Annotated in this window: 22 protein-coding genes; 10 read left to right on the top strand and 12 right to left on the bottom strand. The window is 59.3% G+C overall.

What is annotated here, in order from left to right; translation table 11 throughout:
* Positions 1-7 precede the first annotated feature (7 nt).
* The 3 genes from ACX3P0_RS21150 to ACX3P0_RS21140 all read left to right on the top strand — a co-directional run bounded on the left by ACX3P0_RS21150 (position 8) and on the right by ACX3P0_RS21140 (position 3,018).
* Positions 8-988: a Bug family tripartite tricarboxylate transporter substrate binding protein gene (locus tag ACX3P0_RS21150; RefSeq protein ID WP_459091614.1), complete on the top strand. Its 981-nt coding sequence runs from the start codon at positions 8-10 to the stop codon at positions 986-988.
* A gap of 55 nt (positions 989-1,043) precedes the next feature.
* Positions 1,044-2,027 (top strand): Bug family tripartite tricarboxylate transporter substrate binding protein, encoded by a 984-nt coding sequence (locus tag ACX3P0_RS21145; RefSeq protein ID WP_459091612.1) that lies wholly within the window; start codon positions 1,044-1,046, stop codon positions 2,025-2,027.
* Positions 2,028-2,118: 91 nt separating this feature from the next.
* Complete coding sequence (locus ACX3P0_RS21140; RefSeq protein WP_459091610.1) at positions 2,119-3,018, top strand: alpha/beta fold hydrolase; 900 nt, start codon at positions 2,119-2,121, stop codon at positions 3,016-3,018.
* 116 nt (positions 3,019-3,134) lie between these two features.
* Here ACX3P0_RS21140 and ACX3P0_RS21135 read toward each other — a convergent pair whose 3' ends face one another.
* The gene (locus tag ACX3P0_RS21135) at positions 3,135-3,899 is read right to left on the bottom strand and encodes an N-acyl homoserine lactonase family protein (RefSeq protein ID WP_459091608.1); all 765 of its coding nucleotides are present in this window, start codon (positions 3,897-3,899) and stop codon (positions 3,135-3,137) included.
* Between the two features lie 253 nt (positions 3,900-4,152).
* On the opposite strand from ACX3P0_RS21135, the gene ACX3P0_RS21130 reads away from it, so the two are divergent.
* Positions 4,153-4,980, top strand: a complete 828-nt coding sequence (locus ACX3P0_RS21130) for an SDR family NAD(P)-dependent oxidoreductase (RefSeq protein WP_459091606.1) — start codon at positions 4,153-4,155, stop codon at positions 4,978-4,980.
* Between the two features lie 86 nt (positions 4,981-5,066).
* Here ACX3P0_RS21130 and panC (ACX3P0_RS21125) read toward each other — a convergent pair whose 3' ends face one another.
* The 6 genes from panC (ACX3P0_RS21125) to ACX3P0_RS21100 all read right to left on the bottom strand — a co-directional run bounded on the left by panC (ACX3P0_RS21125) (position 5,067) and on the right by ACX3P0_RS21100 (position 9,900).
* Positions 5,067-5,912, bottom strand: coding sequence for a pantoate--beta-alanine ligase (gene panC / locus ACX3P0_RS21125; RefSeq protein ID WP_459091604.1), 846 nt, complete (start codon positions 5,910-5,912; stop codon positions 5,067-5,069).
* Positions 5,909-6,754, bottom strand: coding sequence for a 3-methyl-2-oxobutanoate hydroxymethyltransferase (panB, locus tag ACX3P0_RS21120; protein WP_459091602.1), 846 nt, complete (start codon positions 6,752-6,754; stop codon positions 5,909-5,911). The genes panC (ACX3P0_RS21125) and panB (ACX3P0_RS21120) overlap by 4 nt, the downstream gene beginning before the upstream one ends.
* 62 nt (positions 6,755-6,816) lie before the next feature.
* Complete coding sequence (locus tag ACX3P0_RS21115; RefSeq protein WP_459091600.1) at positions 6,817-7,707, bottom strand: acyl-CoA thioesterase; 891 nt, start codon at positions 7,705-7,707, stop codon at positions 6,817-6,819.
* Between the two features lie 165 nt (positions 7,708-7,872).
* Positions 7,873-8,640 (bottom strand): SDR family NAD(P)-dependent oxidoreductase, encoded by a 768-nt coding sequence (locus tag ACX3P0_RS21110; protein ID WP_459091598.1) that lies wholly within the window; start codon positions 8,638-8,640, stop codon positions 7,873-7,875.
* 41 nt (positions 8,641-8,681) lie between these two features.
* Positions 8,682-9,080: a hypothetical protein gene (locus tag ACX3P0_RS21105; protein WP_459091596.1), complete on the bottom strand. Its 399-nt coding sequence runs from the start codon at positions 9,078-9,080 to the stop codon at positions 8,682-8,684.
* A 235-nt stretch (positions 9,081-9,315) separates the two neighbouring features.
* Entirely contained in the window at positions 9,316-9,900 is a 585-nt protein-coding gene (locus tag ACX3P0_RS21100) for an AMP-binding enzyme (RefSeq protein ID WP_459091594.1), read from the bottom strand.
* Between the two features lie 1,075 nt (positions 9,901-10,975).
* Between ACX3P0_RS21100 and ACX3P0_RS21095 the strand changes: the two genes are divergently transcribed.
* Positions 10,976-11,242, top strand: coding sequence for a type II toxin-antitoxin system Phd/YefM family antitoxin (locus tag ACX3P0_RS21095; RefSeq protein WP_459091592.1), 267 nt, complete (start codon positions 10,976-10,978; stop codon positions 11,240-11,242).
* Complete coding sequence (locus tag ACX3P0_RS21090; protein ID WP_459082143.1) at positions 11,239-11,661, top strand: PIN domain-containing protein; 423 nt, start codon at positions 11,239-11,241, stop codon at positions 11,659-11,661. Before ACX3P0_RS21095 ends, ACX3P0_RS21090 begins: the two co-directional genes overlap by 4 nt.
* Before the next feature lie 62 nt (positions 11,662-11,723).
* On the opposite strand, the gene repC is transcribed toward ACX3P0_RS21090, so the two are convergent.
* The 4 genes from repC to ACX3P0_RS21070 form a co-directional block, all read right to left on the bottom strand.
* Complete coding sequence (repC, locus tag ACX3P0_RS21085; protein WP_459091590.1) at positions 11,724-12,923, bottom strand: plasmid replication protein RepC; 1,200 nt, start codon at positions 12,921-12,923, stop codon at positions 11,724-11,726.
* A 154-nt stretch (positions 12,924-13,077) separates the two neighbouring features.
* Positions 13,078-14,097, bottom strand: coding sequence for a plasmid partitioning protein RepB (gene repB / locus ACX3P0_RS21080; RefSeq protein ID WP_459091588.1), 1,020 nt, complete (start codon positions 14,095-14,097; stop codon positions 13,078-13,080).
* Entirely contained in the window at positions 14,097-15,308 is a 1,212-nt protein-coding gene (gene repA, locus ACX3P0_RS21075; RefSeq protein WP_459091586.1) for a plasmid partitioning protein RepA, read from the bottom strand. Before repA ends, repB begins: the two co-directional genes overlap by 1 nt.
* Before the next feature lie 564 nt (positions 15,309-15,872).
* Positions 15,873-16,166, bottom strand: a complete 294-nt coding sequence (locus tag ACX3P0_RS21070; RefSeq protein WP_459091742.1) for an FCD domain-containing protein — start codon at positions 16,164-16,166, stop codon at positions 15,873-15,875.
* A gap of 223 nt (positions 16,167-16,389) precedes the next feature.
* Between ACX3P0_RS21070 and ACX3P0_RS21065 the strand changes: the two genes are divergently transcribed.
* The 4 genes from ACX3P0_RS21065 to ACX3P0_RS21050 all read left to right on the top strand — a co-directional run bounded on the left by ACX3P0_RS21065 (position 16,390) and on the right by ACX3P0_RS21050 (position 19,734).
* The gene (locus ACX3P0_RS21065; RefSeq protein ID WP_459091584.1) at positions 16,390-16,722 is read left to right on the top strand and encodes a hypothetical protein; all 333 of its coding nucleotides are present in this window, start codon (positions 16,390-16,392) and stop codon (positions 16,720-16,722) included.
* A 291-nt stretch (positions 16,723-17,013) separates the two neighbouring features.
* Positions 17,014-17,850, top strand: coding sequence for a 3-methyl-2-oxobutanoate hydroxymethyltransferase (gene panB, locus ACX3P0_RS21060; protein WP_459091582.1), 837 nt, complete (start codon positions 17,014-17,016; stop codon positions 17,848-17,850).
* The gene (gene panC, locus ACX3P0_RS21055) at positions 17,847-18,716 is read left to right on the top strand and encodes a pantoate--beta-alanine ligase (protein ID WP_459091580.1); all 870 of its coding nucleotides are present in this window, start codon (positions 17,847-17,849) and stop codon (positions 18,714-18,716) included. The genes panB (ACX3P0_RS21060) and panC (ACX3P0_RS21055) overlap by 4 nt, the downstream gene beginning before the upstream one ends.
* A gap of 340 nt (positions 18,717-19,056) precedes the next feature.
* On the top strand, positions 19,057-19,734 hold the full coding sequence (locus ACX3P0_RS21050) for a transposase (protein WP_459091578.1): 678 nt from the start codon (positions 19,057-19,059) through the stop codon (positions 19,732-19,734).
* A gap of 314 nt (positions 19,735-20,048) precedes the next feature.
* On the opposite strand, the gene ACX3P0_RS21045 is transcribed toward ACX3P0_RS21050, so the two are convergent.
* Entirely contained in the window at positions 20,049-20,402 is a 354-nt protein-coding gene (locus ACX3P0_RS21045) for a MarR family transcriptional regulator (RefSeq protein ID WP_459091576.1), read from the bottom strand.
* Between the last annotated feature and the right edge of the window lie 657 nt (positions 20,403-21,059).

Genomic DNA, 21,059 nt, shown 5'->3' with positions numbered 1-21,059 from the left:
GGAGTCTATGACAAAGCTATCTCTCTCTCGCCGCGATTTCGTGACGAGCAGTCTTCTGGCCGCCGGGCTGGTATCCATCGCGCGTCCAAGCTTCGCAGAGGAATATCCGTCCAAGCCGATCCAACTCTTGGTGGGCTATGGGCCGGGCGGAATGGACACGTCGGCGCGCCTGCTGGCGCATAATCTGACGAGCCTGCTCGGCCAGTCCGTAGTGGTCGACAATCGGCCAGGCGCGACCGGCATGATCGCGGCCGAACTTGTCGCCCGCGCGCCGGCAGATGGATATACACTGCTTTTCGGGGAAAGCGGCCTTCTCACCAGCCCGCAGTTGCAGCCGGCGCCGGTCGATCCCTTCACGTCTTTCGAGCCGGTCGCAGGAGCCTTCATCCAACCCCTTACCATCGTCGTGAACAACGACTTGAAGGCGAAGACGCCTAAGGAGTTCCTCGAACTTCTCAAGGCGAACCCCGGAAAGTTCACCTTTGCCACTTCCGGCATTGCCACGACGAACTGCCTGGGCTTCGAGATGCTGAAGGCCCGGACCGGCATCGACGTGCCGCACGTTCCCTATCGCGGCGCCGCAGCCATCCTCACCGCGCTGATCGCCGGCGAGATTCAGATCGGAGTCGTCAGCGCGGTTGCATCGCTGCCACTGGTTCGCGCTGGTCAGGTCCGGGCGATCGGATTCATGACTGACCAGAAGCTGCCGGGCGCGGAGGACATTCCGCCGATGTCCGACGTGCTGCCGGGCTTTGAGGCGCTATCGACCCAGTTTCTCCTGGCGCCCGCCGGAACGCCCCCGGCGATTGTAGAGCGTGTCTCGACGGCAATCCGCGACGCCCTCTCCACCCCCGAACTTGCCGAAATCGCGGCAAAGCAGGGCAACCTGCCCTGGCCGATCGACCAAGCCGCGCTTGGAACGGACATGCGCAAGCAATGGGACACTTGGGGGAAGGTGATAAAAGAACAGAACATCAAAATAGAGTGAGGTGAAAGTATAACTGCACGTCAGCTACAATAGGAAGTAAATGGAGAGGAACAAGATGATCGCGAGAAGAACATTCCTGACTGCCAGCGCCGCCGTGGGAGCGACGGCACTTTTCGGCGTGAAGGCTGCACAAAGCGCGCCGACTGCCCGCATCGTCGTCGGATTTCTGCCGGGCGGCTTGACCGATATAGTCGCGCGGCGGCTTGCCGATGGCTTGAACCAGGCGAATTTAGACCACAACGTCATTGTCGAGAACCGACCGGGGGCGACTGGCCGCATCGCCATCATGAATGTCAAGACGAGCCCGGCCGACGGCACAAGCCTGCTGTTTGCCGGGTCGGACAATCTGTCGCTGGGGCCGCATGTCTTCAGCAATATCGAGTTCGACCCGATCGCCGACTTCGTTCCGGTCAACTCGGTCATCTCCTTCGGCTTCTGTTTGTCGGTAGGTCCCGCCGTGCCAGAACAGGTGAAAACGCTGGAGAACTATCTGGCCTGGGTGAAGGAGAACCCGGACAAAGCCACTTATGGCGGCGTCCTGGGCACGCCTCAGAACCTCCTCACGGCCCAGTTTTCGAAGGCGGCCGGGGTAGAACTGACCCTCGCCGCCTTCAAGGGCGGCGGGCCGCAGATGACGCAGGACGTGCTGCGCGGCGACGTGCCCGCTGCCACGCAGGTCGTGGGCGACGTTCTTCAGTGGCAGGGACCGGATAAGCTGCGCACGCTTGCGATCTTTAGCGCGAAGCGCTCGCCCTTCCTTCCCGACGTTCCAACCATCGGCGAAGCCGGTTTTCCCGACCTCGTGTTCGAGGAATGGATGGCGGTCTTCGCACCGAAGGGAACGCCGCAGGCCGAGTTGGACAAATGGTCGAAGGCAATCGTGGACGTAGTGACACAGCCGAGCTTCGCAGAAGGCCTGAAGGCGCAGGGCGCGGTGCCGGACACGACAAACGGCCCGGGAACGGCCGCCGCGCTGAAGAAGGATTACGAATTCTGGGAGAATGTTGTCGAAACGACGGGCATCCGCATTCAGGACTGAGAGCGGCATCCATCGCTTCGCCCAGAGACACATACCCGGCGGGCAAGAATAATCCTGCTCGCCGGCATCATGCGCGTGGAGGAGAACCGCAATGGCGCTGGCGAAATCGGGGGATGTTTCCCTGTACTACGAAGAGGCCGGCAAGGGTGTGCCTCTTCTCTTCGTACACGAATTTTCGAATGACATGCGCGGCTGGGAAGCACAGGTCCGGTATTTTTCGCGATGTTACCGCTGTATCACCTTCAACGCACGCGGCTACCCGCCGTCCGACGTGCCGGAATGCGACGAGTCGTACGGCCACGAGCACGCCGTCGCCGACATTGGCGCCATCCTCGACCATCTGGAGATCGACAGCGCGTTCATCGTCGGCCTCAGCATGGGGGCGACCGGCGCGCTGCAATTCATGTTGGCTAATCCAGGGCGCGTGCGCGGCCTCGTCTTCGCAAGCGGGGGATCCGGCTCGGACGCTGCCTCCCGACCGACCTTCATCGCAGAGGCGCGCGATGCCGCCGATGTCTTCCTCGAAAATGGCATGGGGCCGTTCGTAGACGTCATGTCCTATGGCCCGACGCGGGTGCAACTCCTGAACAAGGACCCGCGTAGCTGGGCCGAATTCCGCCAGCAGCTTTCGCAACATTCCGCGCTCGGAAAGGCGTTGACCATGCGCAACTACCAGGCGCGCCGGCCTTCGGTCTTCGAGTTCGAGGCCGAACTCAAGCAAACCTCGACGCCCGTTCTCATTATTGCGGGCGACGAGGACGACCCGGTGCTCGACGCCAGCCTGTTCCTCAAGCGCTCGCTTTCGGCATCCGGCCTGCTGCTCATCCCCAGGACCGGCCATGCGGTGAACCTGGAGGAGCCTGCGGAGTTCAACCGTGCGGTCGACAGTTTCCTGTCCGCCGTTCGGCTCGACAACTGGCCGGCGCGCGACATCCGCGCCAATGCCGGCCGCTCAGCCATGCTGGCCGACGAAAAGACTGAGACAGGCTAGGCCGGCTAAGCGATGCCAGGCTCCGCGCGCCTGTTCCCGCGTAACCGATCAGACGGTTCTGCCGGACGTTCGCCGGTTTCACCATGATAGCGTCGAATATGCAGGGCCGGTCCCGCTCAGGCGATCGGTTGCGGGATCTTCGGCACCTGGCTCCACAACGCGCTGTCGTGCCCGATCATCAGTTCCCATCCCTCTTGCCGCCAGGCCGTAAGCTTTTGCAGTGAGGCCTTGGCTTTGTTCAAATCGAAGCTTAAACGTGAGACCATGCCGCGATCGAGGTTTTCGAGTATATAGGCCGCATCAGCGGCAAGCACGATCTTCCTGCCGCCGACCCGCACGAGAAGGCATTGATGGCCGGGTGTATGGCCGAAGGTCGGGACGAGCGTCAGGGTGCCGTCACCGAACAGGTCGTGCTCTCCCTCGACGGGGGTCACCGTGCGGTTATGGGCGTAGTCATCCGTATTGTAGGCGTTGCGCGTGATCATAGCGGGGTCTTTTGCCGCCTCCCACTCACGGCGCTGGACCACGAGCGTCGCATCCGGGAAGGCGCTGTTACCGCCCGCATGGTCGTAGTGGAGATGCGAATTCACGACGATCGAAATATCCTCGGGCTTGAGGCCAAGCAGGGCTAGCCGCGAAACGACATGCTCGTTCATGGAGAACGAGATAGTTGAATATTTCGAAAGGTCACCCAATCGCTTCGACGTAGGATCGGCGAGATCGGCGTGAAGGCCGGTATCAAACAGCACATTGCCGCGAGGATGCATGATCAGAAACGCAGGAATGGGTAACTCGATCGTGCCCACGCCATCATCGATGACGGCCTTCTTTTTCAGGCTGACGCGGCCGGTTTCGAACCCGTAGAGCTTTATCGGTTCCAAGGACTATCCTCCATTCAGTGGCGCGCGCGCCGTGCTACATTCGTATATTGGCAATTTGCGTGCCATCCGCCCGGTCAGGGATATATCTACTCGAAACGGGAACCGCTTTTGTCCTCGCCGCCGACAGGTGTCCGCGATGGATGCACAACGCGCGGATTGCCAACCGGAAACGACAGGCCTCACTCGATGGCGCACGCTTTGCGGATAGCCTGCGGAAGGCCGCACAATTCGATGCGGCAAGAGGGAGGCAGTTTTGATCAATCTCGGATTCAAGGGGCGCACGGTGTGCGTGCAAGGCGGGACGTCGGGCGTCGGCAAGGCCGCAGCCATCATGCTGGCCAAGGAGGGCGCGAATGTCGGGGTAACCGGGCAATCGGACGCGACGGTCGAGGCAGCCCTTGCCGAGATCCGCGAATTCGGCGGACTGGCCGCCGGCTTCGCGTGCGACACCCGCGATGTCGCCGCGCTCGAGGCCGCGGTGGCAGGCTTCGAGCGCGAGCTTGGTCCGGTCGACGGGCTCCTCGTCTGCGCCGCGATTTCCGGTTCGGCTCCGGCCGAGACCTTGTCGCTGGAGGAATGGCAGGACGTGCTCTCGATCAACCTGACTGGCGCGTTCCTGACCGCGCAGGCTTTCGGCAGGCGCATGGTGGAGCGTAAAAGCGGCTCGATCGTTCTGGTCGGCTCGACGGACGGGCTTGGCGGGCAGCCGAGCCGCACCCACTATGTCGTTTCCAAGCATGGGCTGAACGGGCTCACCAGAAACCTCGCACTTGAATGGGGTAGGCACGGCGTGCGTGTCAACAGCATCGCCCCCAACGCGATCGACACGCCGATGCTGCGCCGGAACATGCCGCCCAAGTTCCTCGCCGACGTGATTGAGGACCGAACCCCGCTCGGACGTATGGCCCAGGCGTCGGAGATCGCATCGGCCGCCCTACTCTTCCTGTCGGACGCCGCCTCTTATATCAGCGGCGCCATCGTGCCGGTCGATGGCGGCCTGACTGCCGGCTTCTGGACGCACCGGCACGGAGCCGACTACTCTTCCAAGAAGCTACTGGAAGCCGGTGTCTACGAAGAGTAGGCAGGCGTCCCTGCTCCAGCTTCAGGTAACGGAAGCCTGAACATCGACTGGTCTTGACGACCGGTGGTCAGCTTCTCCTCGCTGAATCAGCCTATCTCCAGATTGTCGATAAGGCGCGTTTCACCCAGCCAAGCCGCGACAAGCAGACGTGCGGGCGCGGCCAATTCGTCGAGCGGAGCAAGATCGGAAGCCGCGCGCAGGTCCAAATATTCGACGACGTCGAAGCCGGCAGCGAGGATCGCGGCTCTAGCTTGGTCGAGCGTGGCCGACACCGGCGCGCCGGAGACGAGGCGCCGCGAGGCTTCGGTCAAAACCTCGGCAAGCCTCGGAGCCTTGGCACGCTCGGCCGGCGACAGGCGGATGTTGCGCGACGACAGGGCAAGCCCGTCGGCCTCGCGCACAATGGGGCAGGCCACGACCTCTATAGGAATGTTCAGATCGTGCGCCATGCGTCTGATCACGTGAAACTGCTGGAAATCCTTCTCGCCAAAGAAGGCGAAATCCGCGCCTGTCTGAAGAAAGAGTTTCGCGACAACGGTGGCAACCCCATCGAAATGATCCAGACGGAACGCTCCGCACAACCCTTCGCTAACGCCGCTCACCGAAATGGTCGTGGCGAAGCCTTCCGGATAGATTTCCCCTGCAGCCGGCGCGAAGAGCATGTGGGCGCCCAGAGGCTCGAGCTTTGCCGCGTCATCGACCTCGGTGCGAGGATAGGCGGCGAGGTCAGCCGCGCTGTTGAACTGCTTGGGATTGACGAATAGCGTAACGACGACACGGTCGGCCCTGCCGAGCGCAGCGCGAACAAGGCTCAGATGCCCCTCGTGCAGCGCGCCCATGGTCGGAACGACTGCCAGGGTCGCGCCTTCCCGCCGCCAGCCGGCGACCGTGGAACGAAGTTCCGCCAGTGTTCGCACGATGGGGATGCTCATCCCGCACCTCCCTGAGCGGTCGCTCGCGGTGTGTCGCCGAACAAATGCTCGGCGCCGGGGAACGTGCGTGTCCGCACGTCCGCAGCATAGGCAGCGACCGCCTTTTCAGCCTCCGAACCCAGCTCGGCATAGCGCCTGACGAATCTTGGCCGGAAATCGGTGAAGGCGCCGAGCATATCGTCTACGACGAGTATCTGGCCGTCACAGGCCGGCGAGGCGCCAATGCCGATAGTCGGCACGGCGATCTCCCCGGTGATGCGGCGGGCGAGCGGCTCCGGCACCTTTTCAAGCACGACCGCGAAGGCGCCGGCCTCCGCAACGGCGGCCGCGTCGCGGGCCACGCGTTCGCCGTCCTCGCCGCGACCCTGCACCGCATACCCGCCGAAAGCGTTGATTGCTTGCGGAGTGAGGCCGACATGCGCCATGATCGGCACGCCTCGCGCCGCGAGGAAGCGGATGGTCTCGGCCATCGGTTCGCCACCTTCGAGCTTAACGGCCGCGCATCCGGTCTTCCGCATGACACGGGCGGCGTTGCGGAACGCCTGTTCGCGGCTTCCCTCGCAGGACCCAAAGGGCATGTCGACCACCATCAGTGCGCGTTCGACGCCGCGCCGCACGGCCCGGCCATGCATGATCATCATGTCGAGCGTGACACCAAGCGTGGACGGCATGCCGTGCAGCACCATGCCAACGCTGTCGCCGACCAGTACGACGTCGCAATGGCTGTCCACCAGCTTCGCCATCGGCGTGGTGTAGGCAGTCAGGCAGACGAGCGGCGTCCCACCCTTTGATGCCATCACCTGCGGCGGCGTCCTGGCTGCGATCTTTCCGGTGGCGCTCATCTGCGATCCTTCCTTTAGCGTGGTCTTCATACGTCACCCTGGCCCGCCGACCAGCCTTGCCTCTATGTGTGCGGGAAAACGGCCGCAGACTTCAAGAGAGGCGCGCATGCGGCCTGAACGAAGTCGGGTAAGACGATGGAGCGACGGCTGGTCTGGTCGAGCAACAAAACTATACTGCTCATTGTCGCCAGCGGCTGCCCGTCCGCGAGGCTCTCCAGCTGATGACGCATCCGCAGCGTCTTGTGCTCCATTCGATCGAACCAGGATACGAGACGAACCACATCACCCTCTGCTGCCGAACGGTAGAAATTACCCTTTGTCTCAGCCACCACCGGACCAAGTCCCTTCGAGTGGAGCGTCTTCAGGGGAACGCCAATGTAATTCCAAAGATTTGCCGCACCCGAACTCAGTTGGGCGTGGACTGTCGCAGGAAGCAGCGACCCCGTATGATCGAAATCGGACCTTTGCAGAACACCGAGATAGGAAACGAGGCCCTGCCGGCTCTCGACGGCTGATGTTGTATCCCAGGGGCCGTCCCCTTCAGGCTCCAGACCACGTGGCAACAACGAGCGAATTTGCGCTTCCGGCACGCTCGATACCGCCGTGACGTCAAAGGTCAATTTGTCGATGGAGGAGGCACAGAGTCGGTTACTGCCAGCCTCGTTCATGACATGTACAATGCGGCCGTCGAAAGAGCCACCGTCAATCCGTGCGGAAAACACCTCCAAGCTGGCTGAGCCACGCAATTCGCCAAAGAATCGCGTGTGCTGGATGGAGGTCTGCGCCGCAGCGCACTCTCTTCCATTCGCAATCAGGCCGAGTGTTGCCGAAGCCTGCGAGAAGCTTCTTATGAAAAACTGGGCACTCCAATGGCTGTTCTCGTCTTGCTCCCACGGGTATACGTAATTGCGATGCGTCAGAAGAAATCCATCGATGTTCACCGAGCTCGTCAATGTTCCAAATCCATCTTCCAAACAGCTTTGCCGTTGGACTCCCCCAGGACGCGGCCGCTAAGATGCTCTCGAAAGAGCAGTAAACATCGGACCAATCCGCACCAAAGCGTACGGCCCGCGGCAAACGCCGCTCTCTCTCCCGGGTGCCGGCAAACGCCGTGACCGTTATCCGGGCATAATCAGTCCGCCATTGATGGAGATGACCTGACCCGTGATGAATGACGATTCCTCACAGGCAAGCTGGGCGACCATGCCGCTATAGTCTTCGGGCTTGCCGACGCGCTTTACCGGAATTGCGCGAACCAGTGACTCGCCAATGCGCTTCGCACGCTCGCTGCCTGCCTTGATCATATCGAACAACGGCGTGTCCGTCGGACCGGGACATATGACATTGACGGTTACGCCCGAGCGGGCCGATTCGAGCGCAAGAGCCTTCGTCAAGGCAATGATCCCGCCCTTGCAGGCCGCGTAAACGGCCTGTCCCGACGTTCCGGCACGACCGGCATCCGACGCGATGTTGATGATGCGGCCCCATCCATTGGCGATCATGCCTGGCAGCGCGACATGCTGCAGGTTCATCGGGCCGCGCAGGTTGATCGCAATGGTCTTGTCCCAGTACTCCTCGTCGGAATCGACGAACTGGCCGTATTTGTCCCAAGCCGCATTGTTGACGAGGATGCTGGGCGCGCCGTACTCGGCGCTCAGTTCTTCATATCTCTTCAGCACGGTGGCCCTGCTCGAGATGTCAGCCTCGAAGAATTTGGCGACGCCGCCGGCCGCAGCGACCATGGAAACGGTCTCGTTCCCGCCTTGCGAATTGATGTCGAAGATGCCCACCTTGGCGCCCTCCTCGGCTAGCCGAATGGCGATGGCCCGGCCGATGCCCGAGGCCGCGCCGGTGACGATTGCCGTTCTTCCCGAGAGTCTCGCCATGATCCGTTTTCCTTTTTCTGGCTGTTGGCTATAGTCGGTGCCTATATCGGCCGACTTGCCGTCAGGTTTGATATGAACCGGCGTGTGAAATGCGCCCCCGCATAAAATGCGGCGCGACGGTTTCGCCACTCAATTCTCCCGTGCGATGGTCTGGCCACCGAACATCCTGTGCATGCGGCCAGGAGATCGCCTTCCATCGCCTGTGTATTGAGATAGGGGGCATTGTCGAGGATGGCGTTGCGCGCATTGATGCCCATCATGAAACGCCAATCATCGACGGTCGTGTCGAGGTTCCCCCGGAACGGACGCATCGGGACGCTGGCATTGTTGCAAAGGATGTCGACCCGGCCGAACTCTGCATAGGCACGATCGGCGACCGACCGCCCTATACCGCTGCCACCGCCGGTAATGACGGCGATCTTGTCCCGGACAGTCTTCATGCTCCCCCCCAAATACGATGGTTTCTGCCTACCCGATCCAGCCCACTTACCTGTGGCCACGGAGTTGCTCATCGAGGTCGCGGTCGCTGCGCGAGATCATGTCACCCGCTTCACCGCAAATGATATGCCAATCCGCCGGCATTGCTGCATCAGGCTTACGGTGAACGCGGGGGCTGGGAAGTGCCTTGCAGGTTAACCAGCAAGACAGCCAATCACGACGATCGGGGCTGCGCTGTCACAGTTTGGGACGAGCTATGCGGAAGCCAAATTTTTCACGGTCCCAAGTATCTTCGGTCATCCCGTCACTACGCAACCGATGCTTTTCAACTTTATCCGTTTGCGTCTTCGGCAAGCTGTCGATGCGCCGAATGTATCGAGGCACCATAAAGTAAGGCAGCCGTTTGGCCAGAAATTCGAGCAGAGTTTCGTTCGAAGCGCTTCTGCCCGGCTTAAGCACCACCACGGCAAGTATTTCTACTTCCCCGAACTCACTCGACACACCAACTGCGGCCGCTTCGAGAATGTCAGGGTGAGCGAGAATTTCCGCCTCGACCTCGAACGACGAGACGTTTTCTCCACGCCGGCGGATCGCGTCCTTGTTCCGATCCACGAAGTAGTAAAAGCCGTCCTCGTCGCGACGTAACAAGAGGCGGCGGGCAAGCACGGCGTCGGCCAGCCAAAGCGCCAGCGGACGGCTGTCGGGCCACAGTCGTAGATTGTTCCCTGCAGTAGATGCCGCGGCTTCGACTGGGTTCCGACGCCCCACGCCCGCCGCAAGGGCGGCGTTGATTGCCTCCTGGGTGGGCTTCGTCCATGGCAATCGACAGGCGTTCGGCCAGCGGCACCGGCCAGTCGGCGTTCAGCCTGGCGACCCGAGCGACGGCCCAGTTGCCAGCGCGCGCCAGGCGAGCAGCATCGATCCAGCGGGGCCGACGGATAAAAAATCGCCCAGCCGCGTGAGCAGAACGGCATCGGGGCTTCATCCTCAACACGCCCCGCTGCCCGCACCGTCACTGCCGCCGCTTTCAGCGCCAGACGGTGGCGCCAGGGCGCCGGAGCGGACGAGAATGTCCAGCGAATTCAAGGCGCCGCCGGCGTATAAAGCCGCATCGGCATCGTGTTTGAGCAGCCCGCCCGGCAGCGCCCAAGCGGGGACGCGCGGCGGCGGCGGCGCGCGGGGATTTTTCGGCACTAATCATGGGCAGCAGCATAGATCGGACGTGCGCTTTCGGCTACTCTTAATGCAATAAACAGCACCGCCTGTCGCGCACATAATAGGACCGATAATGTTGCCTTATCGCTCGTTATGGCGCTTTGGAAAAAACGAACCGTGTCGCTCGCTTTTCAACGCCGGACGGCCTCTTTTGGGCGTCAGCTCGATGAGAATTCGCGTTCATTGAGCGGACCGGCCTTGCGGATAGGTCCGCCCCACTGAAGACCGAGTTTCCGGCTTCCAACGGGTTTCCGGAGAGCCTTTCTTCCCGAAAATCATCCGTTTGCGTATTTCGGCCATACAGAGTCGCACAGAGGTTTCTCGCCTGTCACGACTTGATGGTCATCCGAGCCCTCCCAACGCGTTCTACGAGCTTCTGTGTGGTTCAATAATTTCCACGCGCCGCCTCGCCCTTTGCGGGCCGGCTGGGCGTAGACGCCAAATTCCGTGAAAGCGTCAGTCCATCGGGCAGCTGGCTGGGCGGCGCCCAGAGCGTTACAAGCGCCTTCTCTAGCCACGCGTGTCGGATTTGCGCTAGGAGCCCTCACCACGATCCGCCGATGAATGACCTGCGCTGTTTCGATAAGGGCACTATCCCGTGGCGAACCGCCCTCCCCTATTGTCTCGGCGCCGGCCACAGACTATATAGTCACGATAGTCATTATGGTCATGGAGGCTAGAAATGCTGTCTGCACCTGAAACGGATATCAAGTGGACCGTCGCCCGGGCAAAGGCCCAGTTCTCGGAGGTTATCGAGCGTGCACAGTCGGTGCCACAAACGATCACACGAAACGGCAAGCCAAGCGTTGTTGTCGTTTCGGCTGAGGAATGGCAACGCAAGACCGCACGCAAGGGCACCCTTGCGGAGTTCCTGATGGAGTCGCCGCTGCGTGGCACCGGCCTGGACCTCGAGCGCCAACGCGACGAACCGCGTGATCTCTCGTTATGAGACTTCTGCTCGACACTAATGTCTTGTCCGAAGTGACGAGGCCGAGCCCTGACGCGCGGGTGCTGGAATGGCTAGGTGGACTCGACGAGGATCGTTCATTCATCAGCGTCGTGTCCATTGCGGAGATACGGCGCGGCGTGGCCCTGATGGATAAGGGTCGGAAACGCGATGCACTGACTGAGTGGCTTGCCCGGGACCTGCCACAGCGCTTCGAGCAGAGGGTTCTCCCTGTTGACGAGTCGGTAGCTTTAGCCTGGGGCGACCTGATGGGACTTGCAAAGCGGAGCGGCCGTGGCATGTCATCAATGGACGGTTTCATCGCTGCCACTGCGATTGCTCACGACCTCACCCTTGCGACCCGTAACACGAAGGATTTTGAGCGCTTTGGAATAGAGCTCTTCGACCCTTGGATCGGATGATATTCTCCAGATTCGCAAACCGGCAACGGGTCGAAGTGCTTACCGCCTGCTCTAGGTCGCAACTACCCCACCATCCTCGCCGTTGCCCCATTCGATTTGAATGCCGCCATGAGCATCGGGCCAACGGAAAACTCCCCTGCCCTCGCCTTCTCGGTCAGCACCCTGAGATATCCGCCTGCCGAATTGATGTGCTGGGCCCGCTGCAGGATGCAGGCGACGACAATCGCCGCAGTTTCCGGTCCCATGACGTGGCAGGCGTCCTCATACGCTGACGGCGAAACCCCGAGGTATCCTCTCACCTGGGCGGCCGTGGCCATCAAATCGCGCCAGCTGCCGATTCCCACGACCGCGTAATCCATGATTTCGGGGCAGGCCTTCAGCACGAACCCGAGCGGATACCCTTTCGGCGGCTCCTGCGTTCCCCGTTCTGGCTCCGCCGTTGTCTTGCTCTTGCCGAGAGCGGGTTCAAATTCAAAAAGGTTATTGGTATTTGAATCAGATTGCTGCCAGCCACTCTGGGATTCATTGCCATCCGGATTCTCGGTATTCATGTGAGAATCCAACAGCGTATCCACATCGTCACGGATCGCGGCCAATTCGCCCACAATAGGCTCCAGGTCGTCAACAGTTGCCCGGCGGGGGATCGCATCCACAACAATGCGGAAACGCCTCCACAGGCCGCCCCAGTCGCCGGCTACATCTTCTTCGACGGCGGCCTCGATCAACTTACTGATATCGCGACGGTGAAGCGTGATCCGCTCCCGCATCAGCTTCAGCGCACGGTTGGTCGCCCGCACCCGTTCAGCGGCGTCTGTGATCTCATCGGCGCGTACCAGCAGCGGAGCAAGCGAGAAACCAAACGCTTCCTCCAAGTCCCCTCCCCTGCCCTTGCGGGCATATCGTTTGCCGTTTGGAGAATCCCGGCGCGTAATCAGCCCGCAATCGAGCAACGCTGCCAGATGCCGCCGCAGGGTCGTGTCAGCCATGCCGTGGGCACGAAGCGACAACTGCTTGTTGGAGGGGAACACGACAAGGCCGTTCTCTTCCGACAACTCGTTGTCCGGATAGAACGACAACAGTGCCGCCAAGATAGCCAGCGAGCGGTCACCGATACCAACGAGGGATTTCCCCTCGCAGAGATCGCGATACAGCTGCCACTTATCGACGGCTTTCCCTGCCGGTATCTCTTCTTTTTGTGCTGCCAACATGGCGAGCGTCATCGACCGCCGCCCAAAGGGCGTCGTTGCGATATGCGTTTCCATTTTTCTTCGCCTACAGTTAGGCAAAAGAACCCGACTCGCCGACTTTGACGTCAAAACGCTTGACACTGATTCGTGGAAATGTGATTCTCAACTTGCTAAAGATCGAGAAGGGCTTCCACGGTTCGCCGTCTGGGGGCCTTTTTCTTTTGCGGTTTCAGTTCTCCGTTTTCGACTTCCTGAACGCCTCGTAGAGATCGTCCAGATTGCTCGTTATCCATGTCCCGAACGCCTTGCCGTCAGTGTTCGAGAATTCAACAGTGAGCGCTTTGGGACGCGATTTAGCGAGAACGCTAACCGACTCGTCCATCGGAGCCCAAGGTTTAACGATCGCGACCGTTTTCTTGGCTTTAGCTGTCTTTGGGCCGTTCTTCAGAAAATCATAGACCTTCGTGAAACGGTCATCAGAGGTCGCCGCCCTGAAAGCATCTTGGACAATGATGTCGCCAAGTTCGGGTGCATTGTCGCTCTTGAAGAGAACCGACAGATCATACCAACGGTCACGCCCTACTCCTCTCGCAGCACCAATCTTGTAGATGAGATCGAACGGGATATTCGTCGTGACCGACTGCATTTTCGAGAGCACGGTTTTGTTAACGGCCAGCGCCGACATGACGGTTTCGTTGTCGAACCGTTCGGCGAGTTTTTGTGCGAACAATGTTCTCTCGATGAAACTCAGGTCAGCTCGGACGGTATTCTCTTGCCCCTGCGCGACGACATGTTCCTGATCGGACAGCTCTTTAACCGATGCCCGGACTTTGATGCCCAGAGCCATGGCGGCCTTCGCACGCCTGTGGCCGAAAACAATCTGATAGCGGCCTTCCGTGTTTGGAATAGGCCGCACCAGGATCGGGCTGTCCTGACCACGCTCACGGATAGCCTGGATCAGATCCTGAAGGCTTGATCCGTCATCGTCTTCCAGGCGGTCGACGACGAATGAGGCCTCCAAGTCATCGGGATCGAGTTCAATAATTTGAGTGCCCGACAACAGCTGCTGCTCAATCTTTTGCGCTGCCTCAACCTTTGCCGCGACTTCATCTGCTGCACGGGACATCATCCCGAAGGCACCGCGTCGTGCGGGTATTTCAGTCGGCTTTGAAGACTCCGGATTGGATGAGTTTACGGCCGTAAACTCATCGTCATCCATGAGACCCGCCATGATACCTTTACGAGCCATTATGTCCTCCCCCAAGCCTTGTGGACGAGCGAAACGACTTCGCCGTTGACGGCCTGTAGTGATTCAACTGCCCGGTCATAGGTTGAGCGTGTCAGTTGGCTTCTCTCGACCTCGTATAGTGACTGCTTCGTAATGCCCGCGTCCGAGATCGCCGTCGACTTCACCATTTCGTTCTTGAGAACGAAGCCACCGAAAAGAGACCGCATGAAATGAACCATCTGGCTCTGCGGCACGTCACCCGGCTCATATCGTGTTACCAGATATCGCATCCAGTCCAGGTTCATGTTGCCCCCGCCCCGTTTGATAGGATCGAGAATTTGACCGAGCATCAGCAAGAACTGGCACATCGACATCACGTCGAGCATCTGAGGATGAACAGTAACGAGAACAGACGTTGCCGAAGACAATGCTGTCAGCGTTAAATAGCCAAGCTGTGGCGGGCAATCGAGAACGACAACATCGTACTGACTTTCAACCTCCGACAAAGCGGCATCGAGACGGGTGAAAAACAGTCTGCCCATGTCGCGCGTGCTCTTCTCGGCGAGCACCAATGGAGTGTCGTATTCGAATTCCTGCAGGTCGAGACTTGCAGGAATGATGTCCAGACCGGGAAAATTGGTCGACCTGATAAGCTCCGTGATCGACTTCTTGTCCTCGTCGTATCGAAGGGCTTCATAGAGTGATGGGAGATTGTCCAATTCAGGCTGGATGCCGTGCAGCGCTGTAAGAGATGCCTGCGGATCGAGATCGATAGCGAGAACACGATGACCAGTCAGGGCGAGGTGCTGCGCCAGATGGGCAGTTGTCGTCGTCTTACCGGAGCCACCCTTGAAGTTGACGACGGCAATGATCTGCAAATGCTCCCCTTCCTTGCGGTGGGGGACATACATCTTCGAATCCGAGCGGCCGTTTTTATCGAGATAGTGCCGCATCTCCAGCATTTGCGCAGCCGAGTAAGAACGCCTGCCAGTTGCCGTAACGGCTGGTTGTGGCCCCTTGCTGTTCAATGATAGATTCTTGAGATAACCAGGGCTGATCCCGAGATATTGAGCGACCTCGCCAAGCTGGAATGAACGCAGGGTCTTCACGGCATCTGGTGGAAAATTTTCCAGACGATGCTTTTCAAGGCGGCCAGACAGCGCGGCTCCCTGCTTCAATATGAGCTGATCGAAGTCGGCTAGAGGCTTGTCGGCGTCGAATGCGATATTCATGCGATAGAACCCGTAAGTGCGAATTTTCATCCGCATCAGCAGATATATCGCACTTAGCCCCGATTCTCATCATCGTGCAAGGAATTTAAAGTTGACAGAAGGTTAACACAATTTTCTGGCGGAACGCATCACGGGATCCAGATAAAGTTTACGGCCGTAAACAGGACCGTATTGGATTGAAAATGGACTGTCAGGGCAGGGTGGCCATAACTCAGCGATATACCGCTTCTCGTTACTGGCATCGAGCTCGACGACCCAACTGCTGCGTTCATTCCGCCATCGCTTGCAGGAGGCGAATGTAGATGGCGAGAGCAGAGCAGTGTGTTTAGAGTCGGACGAACAGATTGCAAAGAGCCGAGAATACCTAGACGACGCGTTGAAAACTTCCTGATGATCGGAAACCCTGCATCGCCGTTTCGCGCTTTCGCAGCCTGGCTTTAGCCTGGCATTCGTCGCTTACGGGACCCCGACGGGGATAGCTATCGGCAAGGTCGTTCTTCGACCCATCGCATGCGCAATCCTTTTTCATCCGGTCGTGTATATCCATATCGCCAGTTGAACAGCTTACAACGAGGCAAGTCGGGGTTTTAGATACTCGGCGAATTCGTCGGAGGCCACTGCAATGTGTTCTCGCATTAGGTTTTCGGCCAGGTCGATATCCTTCGCACTATAGGCTGCCAGGATTGCACGATCTTCGTCGTGCGTGGCTATAGGCGCTCCGCTGAGGCGCATGTAGATATGGGTATAACGCTGCGCGATGGTGTGGGCTCGCGTGATCATGTTCTCCAGATGGGACATGCCGGCCGGAGCATAGAAAGCCAAATGTAGGCCGAGGTTCCATTGGCTGATCAGCATCATGTCGGTCACGCTCTCGAAATCGTCGATGATGCGGAATTCTATTCATCAGGAACAGAGCTTTCGCAGCATAAGTCCGATACTCACCAGACTGCGTGCAAGATATGGATATCGTTGAAGGCTTTTCGAATTCGACTCTTCAATCCCAAAGATTTGAACTCCGCCATGGAACGCCTCGGAGCCATTGGGTGTTAACTATGCAGACTACGTCGACAGGGGGGGCGATATGGGTGACGACACAATATACGACGAGGTGATGCTGAAAGCCGAGATCGCCGTGGATTTGCAGCTCGCATCAGACGAAATGAACCTCACGCCTAACCAAGCAGCCGACTACTACGGTGTACCGCTGTCATTTATCGAAAAAATGGACCAAGGCAAACTGGACGACCTAAGCTTGGCCGATTTGAGAACTGCTCGGGCAAAGCTACTCGGCGTCAAGGATTCCGCCCTGAAGAAATTGATAGGAGAAGGCGTCAAGGCTGCCAAGGTGGTTGACTTTTCGAATAAAACTCCCGCCGAGATCGTTGATGACATGATCCGTAAGGCCGAAGAGTAAAACCCGGAAACTCACCCCAAATCTCATGGGTTCACATGGCGGGATTTAGACATTTAAAGCGACAAGTTCGGAACCCTGCACATTAATCTTTGGCTACTGTTCTCAACGGGTTAGGCGGACTGATCAGTTTCACAATCTGCTACTTTAATCGAGTGAATTCCTCCCACCCGTTCGATGTCGTCCGGCCGCCCGTCAACGCGCACCGCGTTGCAGCAACCGACTCTTCGCAACTGCACAAAAATATGCCAAACATCACCCCGCGGGTGAATGACGCAGGGGAAGGAGGCGCCATTGAGTGCTGCAGCTGACACAAAGGCGATCACACCGCCTGATATTCGCTTGCGGAAGAACCAGACTCCGCTCGTCTGCCTGACGGCTTACACCACGCCGATTGCTAAGCTCGTTGATCGGCATTGTGACATAGTTCTGGTCGGCGACAGTGTCGGCATGGTGCTGCACGGTCTGCCTTCCACGCTCGGCGTAACCCTCGACATGATGATTATGCACGGCCAAGCCGTGCGGCGCGGGCTGGAGCGCGCGCTTATGATCGTCGACATGCCCTTCGGCTCTTATGAGGAAGGCGAGGAGCAGGCGTTCCGCAATGCCGCCAGGCTGATGGCCGAGACAGGGTGCGCGGCGGTCAAGTTGGAGGGCGGCGGGAGCATGGCCGCCACCATCCGCTTCCTCGCCACTCGCGGCATCCCGGTCATGGCCCATATCGGCCTGACGCCGCAGGCGATGAACGCCTTCGGCGGCTATCGCGTCCAGGGGCGGGGAGAGGAGGCTGACCGGATCAGGCGCGACGCAGTTGCGGTGACGGAAGCGGGCGCCTTCTCGGTGGTGCTTGAGAAAGTACCCGAGCGACTCGCACGGCGGATCACAGCGGAGATCGCCATTCCAACCATCGGCATTGGAGCCTCGCCCGCCTGCGACGGTCAGATTCTCGTCGTCGACGACATGCTCGGGCTGTTCGGCGCTTTCAGGCCGAAATTCGTCAAGCGCTATGCCGAACTCGGCGACGAGGCCGAAGCCGCAATCGCGGCTTATGCCGACGAAGTGCGCGGGCGGCGTTTCCCCGCCGCCGAGCACGTCTTCGGCGATGCGCCCAAGGGTAGAGAGCCTGCATGAGTGTACCGATCGTCCGCACCGTCGCCGGCCTGCGTACGAAGGTGGCGGAATGGCGTGCGGCCGGCGCCAAGATTGCAGTGGTGCCGACCATGGGTGCGCTGCATGAAGGGCATCTCAGTCTCGTCCGCGCCGGTCTTGAGAAGGCCGACCGCGTCATCGTCACGCTGTTCGTCAATCCGAAGCAGTTCAACAATGCAACCGACCTTGCTGCCTACCCACGTACGGAGGAGTCGGATGCAGCAAAGCTCGATCCACTCGGTGCGCACCTGCTTTATGTGCCGGATGGCAATGAGATGTACCCGAACGGTTTCGCTACCACTGTTACGGTGAGCGGTGTCAGTGAAGGTCTGTGCGGGGCCTTTCGGCCCGGCCATTTCGACGGCGTGGCGACGGTGGTGGCAAAACTCTTCTTGCAGACCAGCGCCGATCTCGCCTTTTTCGGCGAGAAGGATTTCCAGCAACTGCATGTGGTGCGGCGCATCGTGCGCGACCTGGACATCCCCGTCACCATCTTCGGTTGCCCAACGGTGCGCGAAGCCGACGGGCTGGCGCTTTCGTCGCGTAACGTCCGTCTGTCATCGGCCGAACGGCAGATTGCACCGAAACTCGCCGCGATTCTGCTCGGGGAGTCGAAGCAGATCGCCAGCGGTGCTCGTGTTGACATGACGCTCGCCAAAGCCCGCGCGAGGATTGTTGCGGCCGGCTACGCGCGCGTAGAGTATCTCGAATTACGGGCCGAAGAGGATCTCGCGCAGATGAACGAGTTCGACAGGCCAGCGCGCCTGCTGGCCGCCGCCTGGCTCGGCGAAACACGCTTGATCGACAATGTCGAGGTCTTTTCGGGACGGAGTCCGCTCGGCTTGTAACAGTTCGTCGGCGCAGTTTCGGCTTAAGCCAGCGTCGGCGATGACGAGAAGTCGGGCCGGCGTTTCTTTCGGCGACGTTGAGCGCGAGCGGCAAATCGGATCGACGCCCCACCCCGACATGAGTGCCGCATAGTTCGGACGGTTCAGCCAATCACAGTCAAAGAGGAAGGAAGAAGCTCAACATTAAGACGCGCCAGTTGCGCCGGAACGGTACTTGCTCGTCAGTGGCCTTGTCCGATAAAGCTCAGCGGACAACATGCGGTGACTGACCATCGGATACTCGCCAGATGAAATATAGCAGCGCCTGTTCGTGCAGGTCGCTTTCAGCAAGGAATGAATAATGAAGCGGCAAACCCAATCATTTGTCGTGGAGGTCAAACAAAAGCGGCGCGGTCTAAAGCAGAGCCGCTCTATCTGGGGTGATCTCAACCATTCTGCTCTTCTAACAGAGGAGACCAGGGAGACAAAAGGGGAGATCGGGCAGCCAGGCGATCAGCTTATTGACTCTCATGTGACACCCATTGATGCTGGAGACGGGTACAAAACGCGAGCGGAGCATCTTATGGCCGACCCTCAGGAAACGGGACCAGTGCAGACTACATCAGAAGCCCCCGCAGAAGCGGGTGCTTCTGACCTAAAGAAGAAAGCTCCCCGGCCGAAAAAGGCAAAGATGCAGCCAGCGCGAAAAGCAGCCGCTAAGTCTGCACCCGCCGCAGCTGACTCTTCCGCGCCAGTACGGAGAGCGCGGAAGATTTACTCTGAAAAAGAGCGCGGCCAATTGCTCGGCCAGATTGAGAAGTTAATCGGTCGCGGCGACAGTATCAAGAACGCTACGCGTCAGGCCGGTATATCGGAACAGACCTACTATCAGTGGAAAAAGTCCGCGGCACCTGTCTCACAGAGTGACGAATTGAAGGATCTCCTCGCACTCGAAGAAGAGAACAAACGGCTGAAGACCCTCCTTGCAGAACGTCTGCGCGAGGAGAATGCCGAACTGAAGAAGAAGCTCGGACTTTAAACCAGGCTCAGTGCTGACGGTTCGCTGCCATTATTGCTCCGGCCAGTGGCAGGGCGAGCGCTGCACGAGCGATTCAAAACTATTTGCCGGCACCATCGAGTGGCCGGCTGCGAGACGCTCACACAGAGATCGTTTATCGGGACCGGTTTGCACGTCACAGTGCATCTTTAAGTGTGCCAATTAGCTAAAACGAATCAGGCTGCCGGTAAGCCAATCAAGTCACAGCATCAAATACGCCTGCACCGCTGAGCGCCATCAATAGTGTGCGATCTTGTAGTGCGATAAAAGCGCCCAGGGCGCCGCGACCGCTGACTTCACGCGCCGTAGACACCCTGAAGCTTGTCGAATATCTCGGGGGCAATCTCGTACTGTCGGGCCTTGCCACGACCGATTGAAGTACGACCCCAGGATTCCTTTAAAAGCGCCCTTTTTACGAGTGGATCAATCGCCTCCTGCGCAGCTTTCCTTGTCATTCCAGCCACTTCCGTGACATTTGTGATCGTCAAGGCCATGTCCGCCTTCTGCAGGCTATAGAGCAAATTGATCATGCCAAGCTGCCGAAGCCTTGAATTGGGCGTCTCGCCCGGCAAAGGTTTTGACATGATCTCGTGCGTTGCGAGGGTCGCGAAACCCGTGTTGTGCCAGCGGTGATTTAACGGGGTTGGCATCGGTCTATCTATGCGTTATCGTGCAGTATGACAAGGTGGAGAATCCGCCTCGACGGCCAGCCGAGGACGCTCCTGACAAGGGGATTTGCATGAAAAATGCGATCATTCGGGCACTTTCCGGGAGTTTACTGTGCGTTTCAATATACACGTTTTCATCTTCCATAGCTCGTGGAGATGACTGGGGCTGCCAGGTACTCCTGTGCCTTTCAAATCCCGGCGGTCCTACCCAGTATGCCGAGTGCCGTCCACCGATAAAACGGCTTTGGTCGCATCTCGCCAAAGGACGATCCTTTCCGATCTGCAGCGGTGTCGGCTTCACTGCGTCCAAACCCCGCTATGAGCCATATTACTGCGATACGGGCTTCCGGCTGGTCACCAGGAACGGTGATCGCGGACGCGATGAAGTGGGCTGCGTATCCACGGAGCCCAAAGTCGTTGGCAACGAAGTATGTAGGAACGATACCAGCGGTGGAGGGCACAGAACGCAGGGGTCCGACCGCTGGCATTTCGAAGACGGACAGCGAGTGTGCAAGGCCTTGGTGACCGCACGCCCTTGGCCGGCCCCCCTGAGGTGGTCCGGGTTTAATGTTAGTGCATGACGGGTCTTGGCGCTACGGCCGGTGTGGCCGGCGAAGCTGGTCCGGGTTGCGCAGCCGG

The sequence above is a fragment of the Mesorhizobium sp. A556 genome (assembly GCF_054489545.1).
Note: the sequence above shows the minus strand (reverse complement) of the source record. Positions and strands in the feature narration are given on the sequence as shown.